15 protein-coding genes are annotated in these 20,494 nt (G+C 74.6%); 6 read left to right on the top strand and 9 right to left on the bottom strand.

The window, feature by feature from the left end; genetic code table 11:
• Positions 1-74: 74 nt before the first annotated feature.
• Entirely contained in the window at positions 75-680 is a 606-nt protein-coding gene (locus HGB44_RS11945; RefSeq protein ID WP_061081867.1) for a response regulator transcription factor, read from the bottom strand.
• Between the two features lie 338 nt (positions 681-1,018).
• Here HGB44_RS11945 and HGB44_RS11940 point away from each other — a divergent pair, with 338 nt between their 5' ends.
• On the top strand, positions 1,019-2,806 hold the full coding sequence (locus HGB44_RS11940; protein WP_061081866.1) for a trypsin-like peptidase domain-containing protein: 1,788 nt from the start codon (positions 1,019-1,021) through the stop codon (positions 2,804-2,806).
• Positions 2,807-3,125: 319 nt separating this feature from the next.
• On the top strand, positions 3,126-4,439 hold the full coding sequence (locus HGB44_RS11935; protein ID WP_061079644.1) for a glycosyltransferase: 1,314 nt from the start codon (positions 3,126-3,128) through the stop codon (positions 4,437-4,439).
• On the opposite strand, the gene HGB44_RS11930 is transcribed toward HGB44_RS11935, so the two are convergent.
• From HGB44_RS11930 to HGB44_RS11920, 3 genes are all read right to left on the bottom strand, one after another.
• Complete coding sequence (locus HGB44_RS11930) at positions 4,399-5,874, bottom strand: sensor histidine kinase (protein WP_061079643.1); 1,476 nt, start codon at positions 5,872-5,874, stop codon at positions 4,399-4,401. The two genes, HGB44_RS11935 and HGB44_RS11930, sit on opposite strands and share 41 nt — an antisense overlap.
• 89 nt (positions 5,875-5,963) lie before the next feature.
• A complete protein-coding gene (locus tag HGB44_RS11925; protein WP_061079649.1) occupies positions 5,964-6,662 on the bottom strand; it encodes a response regulator transcription factor in 699 nt (232 codons plus the stop codon).
• 227 nt (positions 6,663-6,889) lie between these two features.
• Positions 6,890-7,837 (bottom strand): HpcH/HpaI aldolase/citrate lyase family protein, encoded by a 948-nt coding sequence (locus HGB44_RS11920; protein WP_061079642.1) that lies wholly within the window; start codon positions 7,835-7,837, stop codon positions 6,890-6,892.
• A 240-nt stretch (positions 7,838-8,077) separates the two neighbouring features.
• On the opposite strand from HGB44_RS11920, the gene HGB44_RS11915 reads away from it, so the two are divergent.
• Positions 8,078-10,501: a molybdopterin-dependent oxidoreductase gene (locus HGB44_RS11915; RefSeq protein ID WP_061079641.1), complete on the top strand. Its 2,424-nt coding sequence runs from the start codon at positions 8,078-8,080 to the stop codon at positions 10,499-10,501.
• Between the two features lie 257 nt (positions 10,502-10,758).
• On the opposite strand, the gene HGB44_RS11910 is transcribed toward HGB44_RS11915, so the two are convergent.
• The 3 genes from HGB44_RS11910 to HGB44_RS11900 form a co-directional block, all read right to left on the bottom strand.
• The gene (locus HGB44_RS11910; RefSeq protein ID WP_061079640.1) at positions 10,759-12,942 is read right to left on the bottom strand and encodes a peptidase; all 2,184 of its coding nucleotides are present in this window, start codon (positions 12,940-12,942) and stop codon (positions 10,759-10,761) included.
• A gap of 238 nt (positions 12,943-13,180) precedes the next feature.
• The gene (locus HGB44_RS11905) at positions 13,181-14,503 is read right to left on the bottom strand and encodes a methyltransferase family protein (RefSeq protein ID WP_061079639.1); all 1,323 of its coding nucleotides are present in this window, start codon (positions 14,501-14,503) and stop codon (positions 13,181-13,183) included.
• Positions 14,500-15,447, bottom strand: coding sequence for a hypothetical protein (locus HGB44_RS11900; protein WP_061079638.1), 948 nt, complete (start codon positions 15,445-15,447; stop codon positions 14,500-14,502). Before HGB44_RS11900 ends, HGB44_RS11905 begins: the two co-directional genes overlap by 4 nt.
• A gap of 91 nt (positions 15,448-15,538) precedes the next feature.
• Here HGB44_RS11900 and HGB44_RS11895 point away from each other — a divergent pair, with 91 nt between their 5' ends.
• On the top strand, positions 15,539-16,207 hold the full coding sequence (locus HGB44_RS11895; RefSeq protein ID WP_061079637.1) for a TetR/AcrR family transcriptional regulator: 669 nt from the start codon (positions 15,539-15,541) through the stop codon (positions 16,205-16,207).
• Positions 16,204-16,692: an NUDIX hydrolase gene (locus HGB44_RS11890; RefSeq protein WP_061079636.1), complete on the top strand. Its 489-nt coding sequence runs from the start codon at positions 16,204-16,206 to the stop codon at positions 16,690-16,692. The genes HGB44_RS11895 and HGB44_RS11890 overlap by 4 nt, the downstream gene beginning before the upstream one ends.
• Positions 16,693-16,713: 21 nt before the next feature.
• On the opposite strand, the gene HGB44_RS11885 is transcribed toward HGB44_RS11890, so the two are convergent.
• Positions 16,714-17,652 (bottom strand): hypothetical protein, encoded by a 939-nt coding sequence (locus HGB44_RS11885; protein ID WP_061079635.1) that lies wholly within the window; start codon positions 17,650-17,652, stop codon positions 16,714-16,716.
• Between the two features lie 285 nt (positions 17,653-17,937).
• Positions 17,938-19,431, bottom strand: coding sequence for an NAD(P)H-hydrate dehydratase (locus HGB44_RS11880; RefSeq protein ID WP_061079634.1), 1,494 nt, complete (start codon positions 19,429-19,431; stop codon positions 17,938-17,940).
• Positions 19,432-19,586: 155 nt separating this feature from the next.
• On the opposite strand from HGB44_RS11880, the gene HGB44_RS11875 reads away from it, so the two are divergent.
• A complete protein-coding gene (locus HGB44_RS11875) occupies positions 19,587-20,417 on the top strand; it encodes a peptidoglycan recognition protein family protein (RefSeq protein ID WP_061079648.1) in 831 nt (276 codons plus the stop codon).
• Positions 20,418-20,494: the final 77 nt, after the last annotated feature.

Here is a 20,494-nt window from a genome sequence, read left to right as displayed (position 1 = left end):
CCCTTTTCGGTCACCGCGCGGGAGTGCCCGCCCCGGGTGGCGCCCGCGGGAGCGTTCCGGTTCCGCGGGACCGGTCAGAGCCAGCCCATGTCCTGGGCGGTGCGGATGGCGGACATGCGGTTGTCGGCGCCGGTCTTGCCGATGGCGTTGGAGAGGTAGTTGCGCACGGTGCCCTCGGTCAGGTGGAGGGCGGCGGCGATCCTGGCGACGGTGGCGCCGTCGGAGGCGGCGCGCAGCACCTCGGTCTCGCGGTCGGTGAGCGGGCTCTCGCCGCCGACCATCGCGGCGGCGGCGAGGTCGGTGTCGATGTAGCGCCCGCCCCCGTGGACACGGCGGATGGCGCCCGCGAGCTGGTCGACGGGGGCGTCCTTGGCCAGGAAGCCGCGCGCGCCGGAGGACAGGGCACGGCGCAGGTATCCGGGACGGCCGAAGCTGGTGAGGATGACGACGCCGCAGTCGGGGGCGTCCACCCGGAGCCGCGCGGCCACCTCCAGTCCGGTGGCGCCGGGCATCTCGATGTCCAGGACGGCGATCGCGGCACCGTGCCGGAGGACGGCGTCGACCACCTCGTCGCCCCGGCCGACCTCGGCGACGACCTCCAGGTCGTCCTCCAGGCCGAGGAGGGCGGCGATGGCCCCCCGCACGAGGTGTTCGTCATCGGCCAGCACGATCTTGATCAAGGTCGGCTCTTCTCCGGTGTCTCGCTTTGACTTCGGCACGATATCGTTTCGGGCATTGTGGTGCATACGGCGCCTACGGGAAGCGCACCGGGGTAGCGGGCGACGTGCCGGGGCGCGGCGGTGCGGGAGTCCGGACGCTCCCGCGGACGTCGGGGCCGGCCATGGACGGCCTGGTCCGGCGGCGCCGGGCCCCGGTGCCGCCGACGCGGACCGGACGAGGGCACGGCAGGGGCGGAAGGACTCGAAACCCCGGTATATCGCGCTCTCACCCTGTTCTAACCCATGCGCCGCATGATGGAACACGTCACTGAACATCGTCCCGCCAGTCGGAGGATGAGTTGAACCCCAACGAACCGAGTGCAGGTACCGAGCCAGGTGCGGCGGCCGGGAACGGGCTTCCCGAGCACCGTCCCGCCGAGCCCGCCGACCAGGCGGGGCCCTCCGGCCCGCACGAGGGGGGGTCCTCCGCAGATGACGGGACCGACGTCCGTGGCACGTCCGGCGGGGAGCACGGGGGTGTCCCCGCCGGACAGGACGAGCGGACCGGCGGCGGGTACCCGGGCCCCGAGCAGAGCGGCGGGTACCCCGCGGCCGGGCAGACCGGTGAGGGCTTCCCGTTCCAGCAGGGCGGGTCGTTCCAGCAGGGCGGGTACGCGGGGGCCGGGCAGAGCGGCGGCCACCCCGGACCCGAGCAGCACGGGCGTCCGGAGACCGGCCCCGCGGGGGCGGGGCCGACCTTCTCCCCGCCCGGGCAGCCGCCGAGGTGGGCCACCGGGCCCAACGACCCGGAGCGCGCCTCCTACACCTTCCCGCCGCCCGGAGGCGGCTACGGCGCAGCCGGCGGCCAGCACGAGCAGTTCTCCGCGCACCAGGGCGGCCCCGTCCCCCCGCACGGCGGGCAGAGCGGCCCCCACGGTCCGGTCGGGCACGGGCAGCCCCCGTACGGTGACGGCGGCGCGTTCGGCCCCGGCGGCCCCGGCGGCGGGCAGCCCCCGTTCGGCGCTCCGTTCCCCGGAGCGGTGCCCCCGCAGGGCGGCGGCAAGAAGCGGGGCTCCGGCAGGATCGTGACCGTCGCCGCGATCACCGCCCTGGTCACGAGCCTCATCGTGGGCCCGATGACGGCCCTGGGCACCGCCTACCTGTTCCCCAACGGCCTGAGCGGGCCGATCAGCTCGCTCAACCAGGATCAGGAGAGCACTCCGACCGAGGGCGAGGTCGGCGAGGTCGCCGACACGGTCCTGCCGAGCGTGGTGTCCATCCGCACCGCCAACGGCGGCGGCAGCGGCGTGATCATCTCCTCCGACGGCCAGATCCTCACCAACGCGCACGTCGTGGCCGCCGCCGAGGGCGGTCCGATCGAGGTGCTGTTCAACGACGGCAGCTCCGCGCGCGCCGAGGTCCTGGGCGCGGACCCGGTCTCCGACATCGCGGTGATCCAGGCGGAGGGGCGCAACGACCTCACCCCGGCCACCCTCGGCGACTCCGAGCAGGTCGGCGTGGGCGCCGAGGTGGTCGCGATCGGTTCCCCGCTGGGGCTGTCGGGAACGGTGACCACTGGTGTGGTCAGCGCGCTGAACCGTCCGGTGAACACCGGGCAGTCCGGTCAGACCTCCACGGTGATCAACGCGATCCAGACGGACGCGGCGATCAACCCCGGCAACTCGGGCGGCCCGCTGGTGAACATGAACGGCGAGGTGATCGGGATCAACACCGCGATCGCGGGCGTCTCGCAGGACAGCGGATCGGTCGGACTGGGCTTCGCCATCCCGATCAACCAGGTCCGCCCCATCGCGGAGCAGCTGGTCGAGGACGGCAGCGCGAGCTACCCCGCGATCGAGGCGACCATCACCAACTCCCGCGTCGGCGGCGCGGAGATCGTGGAGGTCACCGAGGGCGGCGCGGCCGCCGAGGCCGGGCTCCAGACCGGTGACGTGGTGGTGTCCGTGGACGGTGAGCCGGTGTCCACGCCGGACGAGCTGATCGCGCAGATCCGGATCCGCCAGCCCGGCGAGGAGGTGACCCTGGGGGTCGTCCCCGACGGCGGCAACGGTTCCGAGGAGGAGGTCACCGTGACGCTCGGGGAGCAGAGCGTGGAGTCGGCCCAGAACGAGGAGGGCGGGAACTGACGGGCGCGGCCCCGGCCATCCCGCACACGGGCGGCCCCGGACCCTCGGGTCCGGGGCCGCCCGTCGCGTGCGCGGCCGCGGAGGCCCGGGAGCACGCGGGCCGTGCTGGCGGGGCCGCGGGCGCGCACGGCGTCGGGGCCGCGGACATCGACTGTCGACGTCGCCGGGCTTGTGGGTAGACGGAGGGGCACGGAGAGTTCCCTGTCCCGCGCCGCGTGCCACCGAGCGGTCGTCCCACGGTCACCGAGAGGTCGGCGGGGGTCAACGCGGGTGACCCACACTCGGGCGTACGCGGCGACCCGACAAAGGAGATCAGGTCATGTCCACGTCCTTCGCCTCCCCCGCGGTGGCGGCACCGCCCCGGACCGCCGTCGGCGCGACGCGCCGCACCCGGGTCCTGATCGGCACCGACACCTATCCCCCCGACGTGAACGGCGCCGCGTACTTCACCGCCCGCCTCGCGCGCGGCCTGGCCGCGCGCGGCGCGCGGGTACACGTGGTGTGCCCCTCCCCCGAGGGCGCCCCGTACACGGTGGAGCGCGGAGGAGTGGTCGAGCACCGGCTGCGCTCGGTGTCCTCCCTGGTCCACGACAGCGTGCGGCTCGCGGTCCCGCTGGGCGTGCGCGGCCACCTGGACCGGCTCCTGGACCGGCTGCGCCCGGACGCCGTCCACATCCAGAACCACTTCCTCGTCGGCCGGATGCTGGCCGCCGCCGCGCACGCGCGCGGCGTCCCCGTGGTCGCCACCAACCACTTCATGCCGGAGAACCTCTTCGACTACGTGCACGTGCCCGGACCGCTGCGCCCGCACGCGGCCCGTCTGGCCTGGTGGGACCTGGGCGCGGTGCTGTCCAGGGCCGAGCACGTGACCACGCCCACCCCGGCCGCCGCGCGGCTGCTGGTCGACCAGGGGTTCACCCGACCGGTCGAACCGGTCTCGTGCGGGATCGACCTGGACCGGTTCAGCCCCCTGGACGGCGGCGCGGCCACCCGGCGACGGCTGCGCGGGCGGCTGGGCGTGCCGGACCGCAGGACGGTGCTGTTCGTGGGGCGGCTGGACGAGGAGAAGCGCGTGGACGAACTCGTGCGCGCGGTGGCCCTGACCGACGGGGTGCAGCTCGTACTGGCCGGGCACGGCGCGCACCGGGCGCGGCTGGCGGAGCTGGCGGCGGAGGTCGGCGCGGCCGACCGGGTGGTGTTCCTGGGCTTCGTGCCGCACGCCGACCTGCCCGACGTGTACCGGTGCGCGGACGTGTGGGCCATCGCCGGGACCGCCGAACTCCAGAGCATCGCCACCCTGGAGGCGATGGCGAGCGGTCTGCCGGTGGTGGCGGCGGACGCCATGGCGCTGCCGCACCTGGTGGAGGAGGGCGGCAACGGGTACCTGTACCCGCCGGGAAGCCCGGAGGCGCTGGCCGCGCGCGTGGAGTCGGTGGTCGCCGACGAGGGCCGGAGGCTGAGGATGGGCGCGTGCAGCCGCGGTATGGCCGAGCTGCACCGGTTGGAGGACTCCCTGGAGCGGTTCGAGAGGATCTACCGCGAGGCGTCCGCCGGTGCGGGAGCCGGCGCCGGAGCCGGTTCGGGTGCGGCGCTCACCCCCGCGCCCCCGGCTCCTGGTCCCGCGGCGGTGTGAACAGCGGCAGGCGGAAGCCGATGGCGGCGCCGCCGCCCTCCCTGTTGCGGGCGAACACGCTGCCCCCGTGGGCCCGCGCGATCTCCCTGACCATGGACAGGCCGAGCCCCGAACCGGGCAGGCCGCGGGCGACGGTGGCCCTGTAGAAGCGCTCGAAGACGTGGTCGAGTTCGGCCGGGTCGATGCCGGGCCCCCGGTCCAGGACCTCCACCGCCCCCGCGCGCACGCGGATCTCGATGGGAGCGGTGCCCCCGGGGTCGAACTTGGCGGAGTTCTCGACCGGGTTGGAGACGGCGCGCTCCAGGGAACCGGGACGGCCCCACACGACGCTGTCGTCGGCGTCCACGAGGATGTCGCGGCCGGTGCGGCGGCGGGTGCGCTTGGCGACCTTCTCGGCGACCCCGGCGAGGGGGACGGCGCTCATCTGCTCGTCCTCGTGGTCGCCGGTGGCCAGGCCGACCAGCTCGTTGACCAGGGCGGTGAGCTCGCGGGTCTCGCCGCGCAGGTCCTCGATGAGGCCGGCGCGCGCCTCCGGGCTGAGCCGGTCCACCCTGCCGAGCACCTGCACGTTGGTGTACAGGCTGGTCAGCGGGGTGCGGAGTTCGTGCGCGGCGTCCTGGACGAGGCGGCGCTGCTCGTCCTTGGAACGGGCCAGACGGGCGAGCATGGCGTTGAACGCGCTGGTGAGGCGGCCGACCTCGTCGCGGCCGACGTCCTCCTCACGGCTCTCGCCGCCCCGTCCGGGGTCCACGGGGTCGAGCCGCCCCGTGGAGCTGACGTACTCGGCCGCGTCGGTGAGACGCACCAGGCGGCCGGTGGTGCGGTGGCCCACCAGCCAGCCCACGGCGGCCGCGCACAGGGCGACGAACAGGCCCACCCACAGGATCTGGGTGGCGAGCCGGTCGATCATCAGCTCGGTCGGGGACAGGCGCTGGAGGAGCTGGAGGGCCCCGGTTCCGTCGCCGAGGGAGACCGTGGCCAGCCGGAACTCCTGTCCGCCGATGGCCTGCTCGCGCATGTCGACGATGCCGGGCCGGCCCTCCCCCGCGACCTCCAGGTCCCTCTCCGAGGGCGCGAAGAGGATGATCTCGGACGGGTCGGCGATGTTGACCGTCCTGCTGCCGTCGGGTTCGAGGAGCTGGAGCTGGAACTTGTCGCCGGGCAGGAACGGGCCGGGACCGGCGGAGCCGCCCTGCCCCTGCTGGTGGTAGTCGACGAGCTGTTCGGACAGGGCGGTGACGGTGCCCTCGAACTCGGTACGGGCGTCGGCGCGGATGAGCGTGGCGGCGGTGGTGTAGGCGAGGGTGCCGACCAGGGCGATGACGACGGTGGCGACCAGCGCGAAGATCACCGCGAAGCGGGTGCCCAGCCGCCACTCGCCCGGCTGGAGCAGCGTCCGGCGCCACCTCGGGACGGCGGCGCGCGCGGCGGGCACGAGAGCCCTGAGACCGGACGGGGCTCCGGGGCCGTGCGGGGTTCCGTTCCCGGGCTCCTGCGGGGTGCCGTCGTCGGGTCGCACGGAGCTCAACCCTGCGGCCGGAGCGTGTAGCCGACCCCGCGCACGGTCTGGATCAGCGGCGGCCCGCCGTCCTCCAGCTTGCGGCGCAGGTAGCTGATGTAGACGGCGAGGTTCTTGGACTCGGGGCCGAAGTCGTAGCCCCAGATGCGGTCGTAGATGGTGGAGTGGTCCAGCACGATCCCGGCGTTGCGGACCAGGAGTTCGAGCAGGTCGAACTCGGTCTTGGACAGCTCGACCTCGCGGTCGCCGCGCCAGACCCGGCGTGAGGGCGGGTCCAGGGAGAGCTCGCCGACGCGCAGCGGGCCCTGCTCGGCGGTCTCCTCGGGAAAGGGCGCGGCCCGGCGCAGCAGGGCGCGCAGCCGGGCGAGGAGCTCCTCCAGCTCGAAGGGCTTGGCGAGGTAGTCGTCGGCCCCCGCGTCGAGCCCCGCCACCCGGTCCGGCGTCTCCACGCGCGCGGTGAGCATGAGGATGGGCGTGCGGTCGCGCTCGGCGCGCAGCACGCGGGCCACCCCGAGCCCGTCCACCCCCGGCATCATCACGTCGAGGACGAGCAGGTCGACCGGGTCGGAGTGCACGGCGGCGAGGGCCTGGACCCCGTCCGGTACCGTCCTGACCCTGTAGCCCTCCAGTTGGAGCGCGCGTTCCAGTGAGTCCCTGATCGCGCGGTCGTCGTCGGCGACCAGGACCGTGGCGGTGGCTTCCATGGCGTCCATGGTTCCGTATGAGGGTGAGAGCGCGGTAAGAGCGGGGTGGGGCGCGTGTCAGACTCCGCACCGGTCAGGCCCGTGCGGGCCCCGCCCCGGCCCGCCCCGGCCCGCGACGGCTCCCGCCGGGTCCGCACGCGGTCCAGCCGGGCTCCACAGGCCCGCTTCGGTCCCCCGCCGGAGTCCGGCCCCGGGGTTCGGGCCTCCGGGGTTCGGGCCCCCGGGGTTCAGGTCCCCGGGTCGAACGCGCGGGTCCGGCTCATCCCGGCCGCGCGCCCCTTGCCCGCGATCACGAGCGCCATCTTGCGGGAGGCCTCGTCGAGCATCTCCTCGCCGAGCATGACGGCGCCGCGCCGGTCCACGGTGGTGGCGTGGGCGTAGGCGTCCAGGATCAGCTCGGCGTGGTCGTAGTCCTCCTGGGAGGGCGCGAACACCTCGTTGGCGGCCTCCACCTGGAGCGGGTGCAGGACCCACTTGCCGTCGAAGCCGAGGGCGGCCGTGCGCCCGGCGGAACGGCGGAACGCCTCCACGTCCCGGACCTGGAGGTAGGGGCCGTCGACGGCCTGGAGTCCGTGGGCGCGGGCGGCCATGAGGATGCGCATGAGCACGTAGTGGTAGGCGTCGCCGGTGTCGTAGCCGGGCGGCTGCTCGCCGACGACCAGGCTCCTCATGTTGATGGAGGCCATGAAGTCGGCGGGCCCGTAGACGAGGCTCTCCAGGCGGGGCGAGGCGGCGGCGATCTCGTCCACGGCGACCAGGCCGCGGGCGTCCTCGATCTGCGCCTCGATGCCGATCCGGCCGACCTCCAGGCCGACGGCGCGCTCGATCTGGGTGAGGAGGGTGTCGAGCCACTGGACGTCGCGGGCCGCGGTGACCTTGGGCAGGACCAGGGCGTCGAGCGCGGCCCCGGCCCCCTCGACGACGGTGATGACGTCGCGGTAGGCCCACCCGGTGGTGACGTCGTTCACGCGGACGGAACGCACCTTGCCGTCCCAGCCGCCGTCGTTGAGCGCCCGGACGACGGTGTGGCGGGCGGAGTCCTTCTCCAGGGGCGCGACCGCGTCCTCCAGGTCGAGGAAGAAGGCGTCCACGTCCAGTCCCCGCGCCTTGTCCACGAACCGGGGGTTGGACCCCGGAACCGCGAGTACCGACCGCCGCGACCTGAGTTCGCCCATCGCCGTTCGTCCCCCTGCTCCACTCGTCCGCGTGCGCGGTCGGCACCGGTCGGCCGCGCACGAGCGCGGTCGCGGCACCGGCCGTGCGGCCGGCCCGTCCGGCCTGTGCGGTCCGGTCGTCGGACCGGGTCGGCCGCCCCTCCGGGCGTGACCGCGCCGCCCATCATCGCACTGTGAGGTGCATAGAGTGAGTTCCGGGCCCCCGGTGGGGCCCAAGGGGATTCCAGGGGGGAAACGAGCATGTCCGGCACGTCGTCGTATCCGACCAGCGCCCACTGGGGCAGTTACCGGGTGGTCGTCGAGGACGGCCGGGTGGTCGAGGCCCTCCCGGACCCGGACGACCCGGCGCCGTCCCCGGTGATCGCCAACACCCCCGTCGCCCAGCACCACGCCTCACGGGTGGCGCGTCCGGCGGTGCGGCGGCGCTGGTTGGAGAACGGTCCCGGCCCGGACCCGCTCCGGGGCGACCCGGACGACGCCTACGTCGAGGTGGAGTGGTCCACGGCGCTGGACCTGCTCGCCGGTGAACTGGACCGGGTGCGCGGCGCGTACGGGAACGCGGCGATCTACGGCGGTTCGTACGGCTGGGGCAGCGCGGGTCGGATCCACCACGCGCAGAGCCAGCTGCACCGGTTCCTCAACGCGATCGGCGGGTACACGCGCTCGCGCACCACCTACAGCCACGGCGCGGTGGAGGTGCTCTTCCCGCGGATCATCGGCGTCCCCGCGGCCAACCGGCTGCTGCACCGGGCCCCGTCGTGGACGCGGATCCGCGAGCACACCGAACTGCTGGTGAGCTTCGGCGGGCTGCGGGTGTCCAACACGTGGACCTCCTCGGGCGGGCGCGCCGCCCAGACCGCCGGTCCGGCGATGCGCGACGCGTCCGGGGCCGGGGTGGAGTTCGTGTCGGTGTCGCCGCTCCTGGACGACACCCCCGAGGACGTCAAGGCCGAGTGGGTCCCGCTCAACCCGGGGACCGACACGGCGGTGATGCTGGCGCTGATGCACGTGCTGTTCACCGAGGGCCTGGCCGACACCGCCTTCCTGGACCGCTACACCGTGGGCGCGGACGTGCTTCGCGCGTACGTGCTGGGCGAGCGCGACGAACGGGGCGGGCCGGGCGGGACCGCGCGGACGCCGGAGTGGGCCGAGCGGATCAGCGGGGTCGCGGCCGAAGGGCTGCGGTCGCTGGCGCGGCGCATGGCGGCGCGGCGCACGCTGGTCAACGTGGGGTGGTCGGTGCAGCGGGCGCGGTACGGCGAGCAGCCGTTGTGGGCCGGGCTGGCGCTGGCGTGCTGCCTGGGGCAGGTGGGGCTGCCGGGTGGCGGTTTCGCGTCCGGGTACGGGTCCATGGGCAACTACGGGGGCGGTTCGACGCCGCTGGGGCTGCCGAGGATGCCGCAGGGCAACAACCCGGTGGACTCGTTCATCCCGGTGGCGCGGGTGGCCGACATGCTGCTGGAGCCGGGCGGGCGCTACGACCACGACGGCGAGGAGCGGCGTTACCCGGACGTCCGGCTGGTGTACTGGGCCGGCGGCAACCCCTTCCACCACCACCAGGACCTGAGGCGGTTGACCGAGGCGTTCGGGCGGCCGGAGACGGTGGTGGTGAACGAGACGCACTGGACGGCGACGGCGCGGCACGCCGACATCGTGCTCCCGGCCACGACGGTGCTGGAGCGCGACGACATGGCCGCCAGCCAGGGCGACCTGAGCGTGCGTGCGATGCCGCGCGCGGTGGCGCCGCACGGGCAGGCGCGGGACGAGTACGACACCTACGCCGACCTGGCCGAGAGGCTGGGGGTGCGCGAGGAGTTCACCGAGGGGCGCACGAGCGGTGAGTGGATGCGGGTGGTGTACGGGCGCTGGCGGTCGCTGGTGGCGCGGCGGGGCCTGGAGGTGCCGGAGTTCGAGGAGTTCTGGAGGCGCGGTCGGGTGGAGATGCCCGGCCGGGTGGAGGACGAGGCGCTGTTGGGGGAGTTCCGCGCCGATCCGGAAGGCCAGGCCCTGCGCACGCCGAGCGGGCGGATCGAGCTGTTCTCGGAGACGATCGCGTCGTTCGGATACGAGGACTGCCCGGGACATCCGGTGTGGCTGGCGGGACCGGTGGTGACCGGTTCCGGGCCCGAGACCAGGGCGGGGGGACCGGTGCTGACCGGTTCCGGTCCTGGAGCTGGGGACCCGGCGGCGACCGGCTCCGCTACCCGTGCCGGAACCGGGCGGTTCCCCCTGGTGCTGATCGCGAACCAGCCCAGCGGCAGGTTGCACAGCCAGCAGGACATGGGCGCGCACAGCATGTCGCAGAAGGTGCGCGGGAGGGCGCCGCTGCGGATGCGTCCGGAGGAGGCGCGGGCGTGCGGTGTGGCAGACGGGGACGTGGTGCGGGTGTCCAGTGCCACGGGCTCGTGCCTGGCGGGCGTGGTGGTGAGCGACGCGCTGCGGCCGGGGGTCGTGCAGCTGTCCACGGGGGCCTGGTACGACCCCTCAGCGGAGGGTGTGACGTGCGCGCACGGGAACCCGAACGCGCTGACGGAGGACGTGGGAACGTCCTCGTTGAGCCAGGGGTGCACGGGTCAGCTGGTGCGTGTACGTGTCGAACCGTTCACCGGACAGGTACCGCCCGTGCGCGCCTTCGAGCCGCCGAAGGGCGTCACCACGGCCTGACCGCGGCGGCCCCGAGCGCTCCGTGACGCGTGCCCGGCTCCGCGGGGTCGGGCTCCCCGTCCCCGCCCCGCGCGGCTCCCGCGGCTCCGGGCCGATCCGCCCGAGCACCCGGGCGGTGCCGACGCGGCCTTCCGGCGCCCTGCCCCTTCCGGAACCTCCTGGCCCGGAGGTCCCGGCGGGGCGGGCACACCTGACCGGCACGGCCAGGAGCAGGAGAACGGCCTCGGGGTGAGCGCGGCGTCCCGGGACCGGGTCCGTCACCGTACGAGGAACCGGTTCACACGTCGGGGCAGCAGCAGCCCCGCCCAGCCCAGGAGCGCGTACCCCACCTGGCCGGGCGCGAGCATGCCGAGGATCGCCCCGGTGTTCGCGGTCGGCGCGCGCAGGAACTCGCGCATCCGCGGATGCGCGTGCGGCACCCCGTTCCCGGACAGCAGCAGTGTGAGCACCGCGACCAGCACCACGGCCGCCCAGAGTACGTCGGCACCGGCCAGGTCGCCCAGCCACCCCTGGATCCGGTCGAGGGCCACGAACGCGTAGGCGGGCGCACCGGTCGCGACCGGGTCGGACACGGTGACGGCGGTGAACACCGCCGCCGCGCCCATCGCCGCCATCGCCCCGGTGACCCCTCCGGTAGCCGCCAGCCCCAGCCGCATCGCCAGTTCGCGCGCCTGCCGGGTCAGTTCCTCCTGTGCGGGATAGTGGCGCCAGGGCCGCCCCGCCGACCGGGCCTCGCCCATGGCGTTCGCCCGCCGCCAGCGCAGGAACCGCCAGGTGTCGCAGAGCACCGAGGGGCCGCGCCGCGCCGCGATGGCCGCGACGGCCAGCTCGTGGGCGATCGTGGACACCGTGGTGGCCAGGGTGATCGGCAGGTCCACCCATGACAGCGCCGTCCGGCGGAACAGCGGCGCGATGTCGGCGGGCACGCGGACCCGCATGGCCACCGAACGCCCCCGCGCCCGACGGCGCAGGCGGGCCAGCGGCGGCTGCCCGGGCAGCGGCGGCGTGGACTCGGCCGCGGTCGCGATCATCCGGTAGTCCATGGCCACCGCGCACAGCAACAGCAGCACCAGCAGCCACGGAGTGAGCACCCCGCCGCCGAGGAGGCCGTGCACGAGGTCGGAGGCCGGGTGCAGCTGGGCGTTGGCCAGCCGCGCGTTCAGGTTCAGGTGCTCCAGGAACGCCAGGGTCAGCGCGACCGGCGGCAGCAGCCACAGCCAGGCCCCGTAGCGGCGGCCGACGACCGCCAGGCCGAGCGCGGCGCCGACCAGGCCGGTGGTGACGGCGTGCCCGGAGAAGACCGCGAGCACGGTGCCCGCCGGATCGGTGACGGTACTGCCGCCGGGCAGGAGCAACCCGGTGTCCGCGGGCAGGCCCGCCCCTCCGAGGGCCACCTGCGTGAGCAGGCGCTCGGCCAGCTGGAACCCGGCCCCGGAGGCCGCGGCCAGCAGCAGGAAGTCCACGGCGGCCAGGCGGCGCAGCCGTCGGCGGGCCGCCAGGGCCAGGAACAGCAGGGGGAGGAGCTTGCCGACCTCCTCCACGGTCACGGCGACGTAGGTGTAGCCGAGGACGCCGTAGGGGTCGCCGCCCAGCAGCCCGACGACGGCGGACTCGGCCAGCGCCAGGGGCCACAGCAGCAGCGCGCCGAACGCGGCCACCCGCAGCAGCGAGGCGAAGGAGACCGTGCGGGAACGGGCCAGCAGGGCCAGCTGGAACAGCAGGACGAAGACGGCGACCAGCGCCGGGAACGCGGCGCCCAGGCCGGGGACGGCCAGGGGGGCCGCGAGCAGCGCCACCACCATGAGCCACCCCCAGGCCCCGCGCAGGGCCCGCAGGGAGCGGACCGCCCGCGGTGAGCGCCGCCGCGCGCGCTCGGCGCTGCGGGCCAGGAGTTCGGCCGGGTCCGGACCGGGCCCGCGCGGGCCGCGGGCGTGGCGCGCGCCGGTCTCGGCGCAGTGGTAGAGCTGGGCGGCGCGGGCGAGGACCGGGCCGCCCTCCCTGCGGGCGCGCGAGGCGAAGTGGCTGCGGGCCTGGGGGATGTCGGCGCCGACGAGTTCGCGGACGAAGTCGGCGGGACCGGCCGCGACGGTGAGTTCGTCCGCGGTGACCAGGACGGCGGCGGAGAAGTCCTCGACGCAGACCAGGAAGTCGGTGGGCGCGGGCCCCCAGCCGCGGATGAGGTCGATGAGGGTGTCGGTGTCGAGGGGGACCTCGGTGACGGGGTCGTAGGAGAACTCGGGCCGGGTCCGGCACACCAGGAGCCGGTCCACGCCCATGGCGCGGCCCGCGGCGACGATCGCGCGGATGAGGTTGCGGTCCCGGGGGACCAGGAAGGGGGTGGTGACCTTGCCGTCGGCCCGGATCCAGTGGGGGTCGAACTCGGTCGCTCCGGCACAGACGCGCAGCACGAGGTCACGCGCGAGCATGGCCTGTTCTTCCATGGGTCACCTCGTGCCTGGGGGCTTCACTCGGGGGTGGAGACGACGGGGCCGCTTCCGCCGCCTTCCGGACGGATCGGCCCGACCGAGCATAACGGTGGGCCGTCCGCCCGGGGGAGGGCGCCGTGGGGCCCGCGGGCCGCGGTGGAGGTCGGCGGCGGAACCGCCGACCGGGGTCCGCGCCCGCCCCGCACCCGCGCGCCGCGCGGGGCCTCCCCACCGCCCGGAGAGCGCACGCACCTCACACCCGCGTACCGCGACCGGGTGCCTCCCCGCCACGGGGAGCGCTCGCCTCCTCCGCGCCCTCCCGCTCGTCGAGGGGTTCGCGTGAGGGCCGCGGACCGGCCCCGAAGGCGTCCGCGCACAGCTGCGCGAAGTGCCGCACCCCCGGCAGGTCGAGCGCCCAGCCCGCGAGCGCCCACCCCAGGTGCAGGTGTTCCAGCGCCCGGGCCAGCGCCGACACCCCGCTCCAGCGCAGGCCCTCGGGGTTCTCGTAGGTGAGGCGGTACAGCACCTCGGGGTGCTCCGCCGCCGGTCGCGGCTCCAGCGCCACCGGCGCGCGGGCGGCCAGCCAGCCGCCCAGGCCCCGGCACATGGCGCAGTCCGCGGCCACGTACAGCGTGCCCGGCGCGCGGCCGGGCCACGGGCGCCACCGGGGCAGCCAGGCGCGCACGCCCGCCCGGTAGTCCTCCCAGTCCCTCCCGAACGCCGCCCGCAGCTGGCCCCCCTCGTGCCAGGCGGCGAACCCCGCGCCGTAGGCGAAGGCGGCGAGCGCGCCGAACAGCAGCCACGGGGCGCCGGTCACCGGAGTCAGGACCAGGTACACCCCGGCGACGGTGGTCTGCATCGGGTTACGCAGGTAGGCGTAGGGGCCGCTGGTGACCAGCCGCGACGGCGGGTCGAAGGGCAGCGGGGTGCCGCCGCCCACCCGTGCGAACTCGCGGGCCGCCGCCAGTCCCGGCAGGCACACCAGGGCCAGGAGCTGGGCGGCGGTGAAGGCCGAGCCCGGGTCGCCGGGCAGGGCGTCCAGCGCGGCCAGCGGCAGGACCACCATGACCCCGAACGCCAGGAGCGCCTGCGCCCACATCCGGGCGTGCACCAACTGGCCGGTGCGCGTCCAGTAGGCCAGCATCAGCGCGGGGATCAGGCACAGCGCCGAGCCGACGAACTCGCCGAGCAGCCAGAGGGGGCCCAGCACCACGACGGGTTCGGCGAGCGGCATGACGATGACGTCCACCCACACGAGCAGGCCGCTGAGCAGCGGGACCGGCAGCAGGCGCAGCAGCAGCGCGGGCAGCGCGCCCCACAGCACCGCCCAGGCCAGCAGCAGGTCCACGGGCATGCCGAGCCACACCGCGCCCTCGGCGTGGAAGGACCACCAGCCCGCGCGCAGCGCGTACAGGTTGAGCGGGACGAGCGTGAACAGGGCCCACGCCCCGGCCACCAGCATCGCCGCGACCTCGCGCGGACGGGGCGCGCGCCACAGGCACAGTCCGGCCAGCAGGAGCAGGGGGGCGAACAGGCCGACGCCGCGGACCAGCACCGCGGGCAGTTCCGGGATCATCGGGAGCCCTCCAGGGCTGCGGTGCCGAAGGTGGCGGCGAGGTACCCGGCGGCCAGGTCGGTCGCGTAGGACTGGATCGGCCCGAAGTACCAGGAGGGCTCGTAGGTGCGCTCGTAGTCGATGGACCAGGCCAGACGGGTTCCGTCCCCCTCGGTGTGCCACACGGCCTCGGCGGCGCGCATGTCCATCCAGTTCGCGAACGCGGTGTCCTCGACCACATCGAACACCACGCGCCCGCCGTCCTCGCGGACCTCGCTCTCGGTGATCCGGAGCTCCATGTGGCGCGGCGTGGGCTCGGCGCCGAACTCCAGCGTGCGGCGCGGGGTGAAGCGGACGAGCCGGGTGTCACCGACATCCAGGCCCTCACCGGAGGCCGAGACGGGTTCGGGGAAGGGGACCACCCGCAGGAAGAGCGCGTCGGGGGCGGCGTAGGAGGGCGGGGCGGCCAGGGCCGCGGCGACGTCGTGCGCGGTGGCGGGGACCAGGGCGTGGCCCTCGCCGCGGCCCTCCCGCGGCAGCAGGGAGGTTCCGGCGACGCCCTCCAGCGCGAGCACGAACAGCAGCGGCACCGCGAGCAGCGCGTGCCGTGAGCGGTCCCTCCAGGCGACGAGCGCCCCGGCCGTCCAGGTGACCACGGCGACGACCCCGTAGACCAGCGGAGCGGCGATGAGCAGGCAGACCATGCCCTCACCGAGCAGGGGGCCGGCCAGGGCCAGGCAGAGGGTGGTGGCGGCCATGGTGACGCCCATGGCGCTGCGGGCCCGCACGGTGAGCACCACGAGCAGGGCGATCGTCGCGGGCAGGCCGACGTAGAACAGGGCGGTCTGGTCCAGGCGGCCCCAGTGGTGGATCCGGAGTGCCAGCAGGGCGGCGAAGGCGGCCAGGACCAGGGCGGCGAGCAGCAGGCGCGCCCTGGACGGCGGGGGATAGTCGCTTCGAGGCACGGGGGAGCTCCTTCAGCATGCGATTAAATCGCTTGGTTTAATCACTCGATTAAACCGTATGCTGAACACCTCCCCGAGAGCAAGGAGGGCCATGGCCAAGGGCAGCGGAGGACGGCGCGCGAGCGAGGAGACCAGGGAACGTCTCCTGGCGGCCGCCAGCGAGACCGTGAGCGAGGAGGGCTACGCCGGGGCGTCGGCGCGCGCCATCGCCGCGCGCGCGGAGGCCAACTCGGCGCTGGTCTTCTACCACTTCGGCGGGGTCGACCAGCTGCTGCTGGCGGCGCTGGACCGCTCCAGCGCCGAGCGCATGGCGATGTACCGGGAGATCACGGCGCGGGCCAACACCCTGGAGGAACTGGTGGAGGCGGCGATGCTCATCTACCGGACCGACCTGGAGCGCGGCTACATCACCGAGTTCTCCGAGCTGGTGGCCGCCGCCGTCACCAAACCGGAGCTGCGCACGCAGATCCGGGACCGCGCGGAACCGTGGATCGCCTTCATCGAGCAGGAGTGGAACCGGGTCCTGGGCGGATCCGCCCTCGGCAAACTGCTGCCCGCCCGCGAGGTGGCCTACGGGGCGATCACGTTCTACCTGGGGGTGAACCTGTTCTCGGTGCTCGACGAGGACCACTCGCGCACCGAGGCGGTGTTCGACCTGGCCCGCGGGCTGGCCCCCCGGGCCAAGCTCCTGACGCTGCGCCTGCCCCGCCGGGGCCGGGACGTAGGCTTGCCCGCGGACGAGGAGGACGAGGACGCATGAGCACAGGCATCACGGTGGCCCCCGGGATCGAGTTCCCCGACACCGCCGACGGCCGGACCCACGTGGCGGCCGCGGTGATCGCCGACGACCGGGGAAGGGTCTTCGCGCAGCGCCGGTCGCCCACGCGCAAGGTGTTCCCGCACTGCTGGGACATCGTGGGCGGGCACGTCGAGCAGGGCGAGAGCATGCTGGAGGGGCTGGCGCGCGAGGTCGAGGAGGAGACCGGCTGGCGGCTGACCGGGGTGCTGGCGGAACTGTTCCGGCTGGACTGGGACCCCGGGGACGGCGTGACCCGGCACGAGGTGGACTACCTGGTACGGGTGGAGGGCGACCTGGACGCGCCCCGCCTGGAGCCGGGCAAGCACACCGAGTTCCTGTGGGTGGACGACTCCCTGGTGCACCGGCTGCGCGACGACCGCGACCCGGGCGACTACTTCATCACCGACATCGTGAGGCTCGGCATCGACGCCGCCCGCGCGCTCTGACGGGCGGGCGCGGGAGCGGGGTCAGTGCACCAGAGACTCGGTGACGTGGAGGGCGAGGGCCAGCCACAGCGCGCCCGCGCCCCAGGCTCCCCCGGGACTCACCAGCACCTGGCGACGCACCTCCTGGGGGAGGTTCCGCGGCATCTCGGGCACGTCGGGACGAACCCGGTCCACGTAGCGGACAACGCGCTCCGCACGGCGTCGGTCGGCCTCGCCGTTGGTCCACCTGCCGCTCCGGGAGCCGAACAGGGAGAAGGCCGGGTACGCCCCGCCGTCGTCGGTGTGGATCAGCAGACCGCGCTCGGCGCTGACCCCGGTGATCCGCTCCACCGGAATGACCACGAGGTCCCCTCCTCCGCGTGTGACGACGTGGGTGCCGTCCAGGCGCACGTACACGAACAGGCTGCGGCCGAGCAGCCAGCCGCCGACCGCGGGCAGCGCGATGACCGCCGCGAGGACTCCCAGCATGAGCAGCAGCGGTTGAAAGAACCCCTCATCCGGGAGCCGCACCCGGCCGAACTGGAGGGTGAGCACGAGCAACGGCAGCGCCAGGAGCACGCCGCCGAGCATGCCCCACCAACTGCGCAGGACCACCGGTCGCGAACGGGGACGGCCCTCCCCGCGGGGGTCCGACCTGCCGTCGGGCCCCAGACCGCGCCGGTGGTAGTCCAGAGAGCGCTTGGAGCGGTACGCCCCGACGATCCCCATCATGGTGGGGGCCATCCACGCCCCGGTCTCCGCGAACGCCAGAGACACCACCAGCACCACGCCCAGACCAACCCAGAAACGGACCAGCGACCAGGGCATGACCGAGGCGGTGAGGGTGTCGCGCACCAGTGCGGACAGGTTCGCCCACACGCCGATCCTGCGCTTGCGCGCGATCAGCCAGAGCTCGCTGCCGAAGGCGACGGCGCATCCGGCCAGGGCGACGGACAGGGAGACGACCGCGGCAGTACTCATACGGCACCGGCCGGGTGCGCGGAGGCGGGGAACATGGGGGATGCCCGTCTGTCCGGGGGGAGGGAACCCCAGCATCCCACGGCGGCCCGACACCCCTCCGCCCGCCCCGCACGCGAACGGCTGGCAGGTCGGGCTCGGCCCGCACTCTTCGGCCCCGCCCCGCACGGCAACCGCGCCGGAGCGAACCCGTGAGGGAGCGACCACGTCACTCCCCGGGGACGGCGCCCCGGGGCCGGGCGGCCCGCCCGGCCCCGCCCCGGCTCAGCCTCAGGCCCCGGCTCAGCCTCAGGCCGCCCGGCGGACCTCCGCGACCGCGAGCGGCAGCGCCTCCAGCAGGTCGGACGCGCTGATCGGTGCGCCGTCCCGGGCCAGCGAGGCGGCACGTCCGTGCAGGTAGGCACCGCACATCGCCGCCTCCCTGGCGGGCAGCCCGGCGGCCAGGAGCGCGCCGACAGCCCCCGACAGCACGTCTCCGGTCCCCGCCGTGGCCAGCAGCGGCGTTCCGGTCGGGTTGACGACCACCGGGGCGCCCGGATGCGCGATCACCGTGGTCGACCCCTTGAGCAGGACCGTGCACCCGAAGCGGTCACGGGCACGGGCCGCGTGCTCCAGACGGCGCGCCTCGACGTCCTCCCGCTCGGCGCCCAGCATCCGGGCCAGCTCCCCGGCGTGCGGCGTCAGCAGCGTGTGCGCCTCCCGCTCCCGGAGCAGCTCGCACAGCGGTTCACCCCAGTCCCCGGTGAGCAGGGTGAGCCCGTCCGCGTCCACCAGCACCGGGACGTCGCTGTCCAGGACCGCGCGGAGCTCGTCGGCGTTGGCCGGGTGCGTCCCCCTGCCGGAGCCGACGACGAGGGCGGACACCCGTCCGGGCGACAGGTCGGTGCTGTTCTGCGGGTCGAGGAGGCTGGCGACGGTCTCCGGCCAGCGGGCGAGCACCTGGTCGACCACGGCCGGGCCGCCCCCGTAGCGCACCATGCCGACCCCGGTGCGCAGCGCTCCGCCCACGCACAGGACGGCGGCGCCCCGGTAGCGGTCGGAGCCCGCGCGGACGGCGAGGACGCCCCGCCGGTACTTGTCCGACTCCGCCCCCGCGACCGGCAGGAGCGAGGCGATGTCCACAGCCTGTGGACAGACCAGTCCGGGACCGGGCAGCTCGGGGGACAGTCCGATGTCCACGAGGTGGACCCGACCCGCGCGTTCGGCGCCCGGATCGACGAACAGGCCCGGCTTGTGGGTGCCGAAGGTGACCGTGACGTCGGCGCGGACGGCGTGCCCGGCCACCTCGCCGGTGTCGGCGTCCACCCCGCTGGGCAGGTCCACTGCGACCACGGGGGCGGGCGCGTTGGCCGCGAGCAGGGCCAGGGTGGAGTGCGGCCTGCGCAGGCCGCCGCTGCCGCCGATGCCCACGAGCCCGTCCACGACGAGGTCGGCGTCGAACAGGTCGCCCTCGTCGGCCAGGGCGTCGGTGAACCAGCGGACCCGCCCGCCCGCCGACCGCAGGGCGGCGACCCCGCCCTCGTGGACGCGCCGCCCGGCGACCAGGGCGCGCACGGCCGCGCCCCGGGCGGCCAGCGCGGCGCCCGCGTACAGCGCGTCGCCCCCGTTGTCGCCGCCGCCGACCATGAGGACGACCCTCGCCCCGTACACGCGGGGCAGGAGCCGCGCGCACTCGGCGGCGAGCCCGGCCGCCGCCCTGCGCATGAGGGCCCCCTCGGGGAGGCGCGCCATGAGCGCGCGCTCGGCCTCGCGGACGGTGTCGGCGGTGTGTGCGGAGCGCACGGGTTACCTCCCAGGTTCGGGTCGGCCACCATCGTGCCGCAGAGGACTGCGGGTACGGGGGCTCCGCCACACCAGGTGGCCGACAACAAGGAATTTTCTACACAAAGTGATCACCCCTCTACCCTTCGGAGTGTCGACTTGACACAATGGGGGGCATGCCTCGACCGAGCAAATACGTCTCTCGGTCCGATCTGGGATGGGGTTCCTCGCCCGCGACCCGGGCCAATCCCCGATCCGGACTGGTCATCCACTACGACAGCACCGACCAGGGGCTGGCCGGAAAGAACCACTCGGCCTGCCTCCAGTACTGGCGCGACACCCGCTCCTTCCACACCGGCTCCTCCCGAGGGTGGGCCGACATCGGATATTCCTTCATGTCCTGTTCGCACGGTTATGTCCTGGAAGGCCGGGGGCTGTACAAGACCCAGGCCGCACAGCCGGGCGGCAACACCTCCCACTACTCGGTGACCCTGGCCACCGGCCCCGACGACACCATCACCCCGGAGCAGATCAACGCGGTGCGCGCGCTCCGCCAGTGGCTGATGGAACCGGACACCTCGATCGCCGGAACGGTGCTCGGGCACCGCGACTTCATCTCCACCTCGTGCCCGGGCGACAAGGCCTACGCCCTCGTCCGCGACGGAACGTTCGAAAAGCCCCCCGGGGAGATCACGGAGGTAAACGACATGCTCGGACTCGCGATCGGCAGTACGGGGGACGCGGTCAAGCTCCTCCAGCTCAAGGTCACCCGGGCGGGCTTCGGCGACACCCTGGGTGCGGGCGGGGTCGACGGCGACTACGGGGAGGCCACCGCCGAGGCCGTGCGACTGACCCGCAAGTACGTCGGCAGCCGCGCTCTGCCCGGGTACGGCGACAAGATGACCGCCCACGCCGTCGACCAGGTGGAGGCCGCCGTCATCAAGCGTGCGCTGGCGGGGAGCGCCACGAAGGCGGAGGCCTCCGCCGAGGAGGCGTCCCCGGCGTAGGGAGGGCACCGACGGGTCGGGGCGCTCCGCGCTCCGACCCGGTCCGACGCCACCACCGGAGCCGCTCCCGGGCCGGA

Origin of the sequence: Nocardiopsis alborubida (assembly GCF_012396365.1) — a bacterium.
Lineage (GTDB): Bacteria > Actinomycetota > Actinomycetes > Streptosporangiales > Streptosporangiaceae > Nocardiopsis > Nocardiopsis alborubida.
This window is presented reverse-complemented; position numbering and strand designations above follow the sequence as displayed.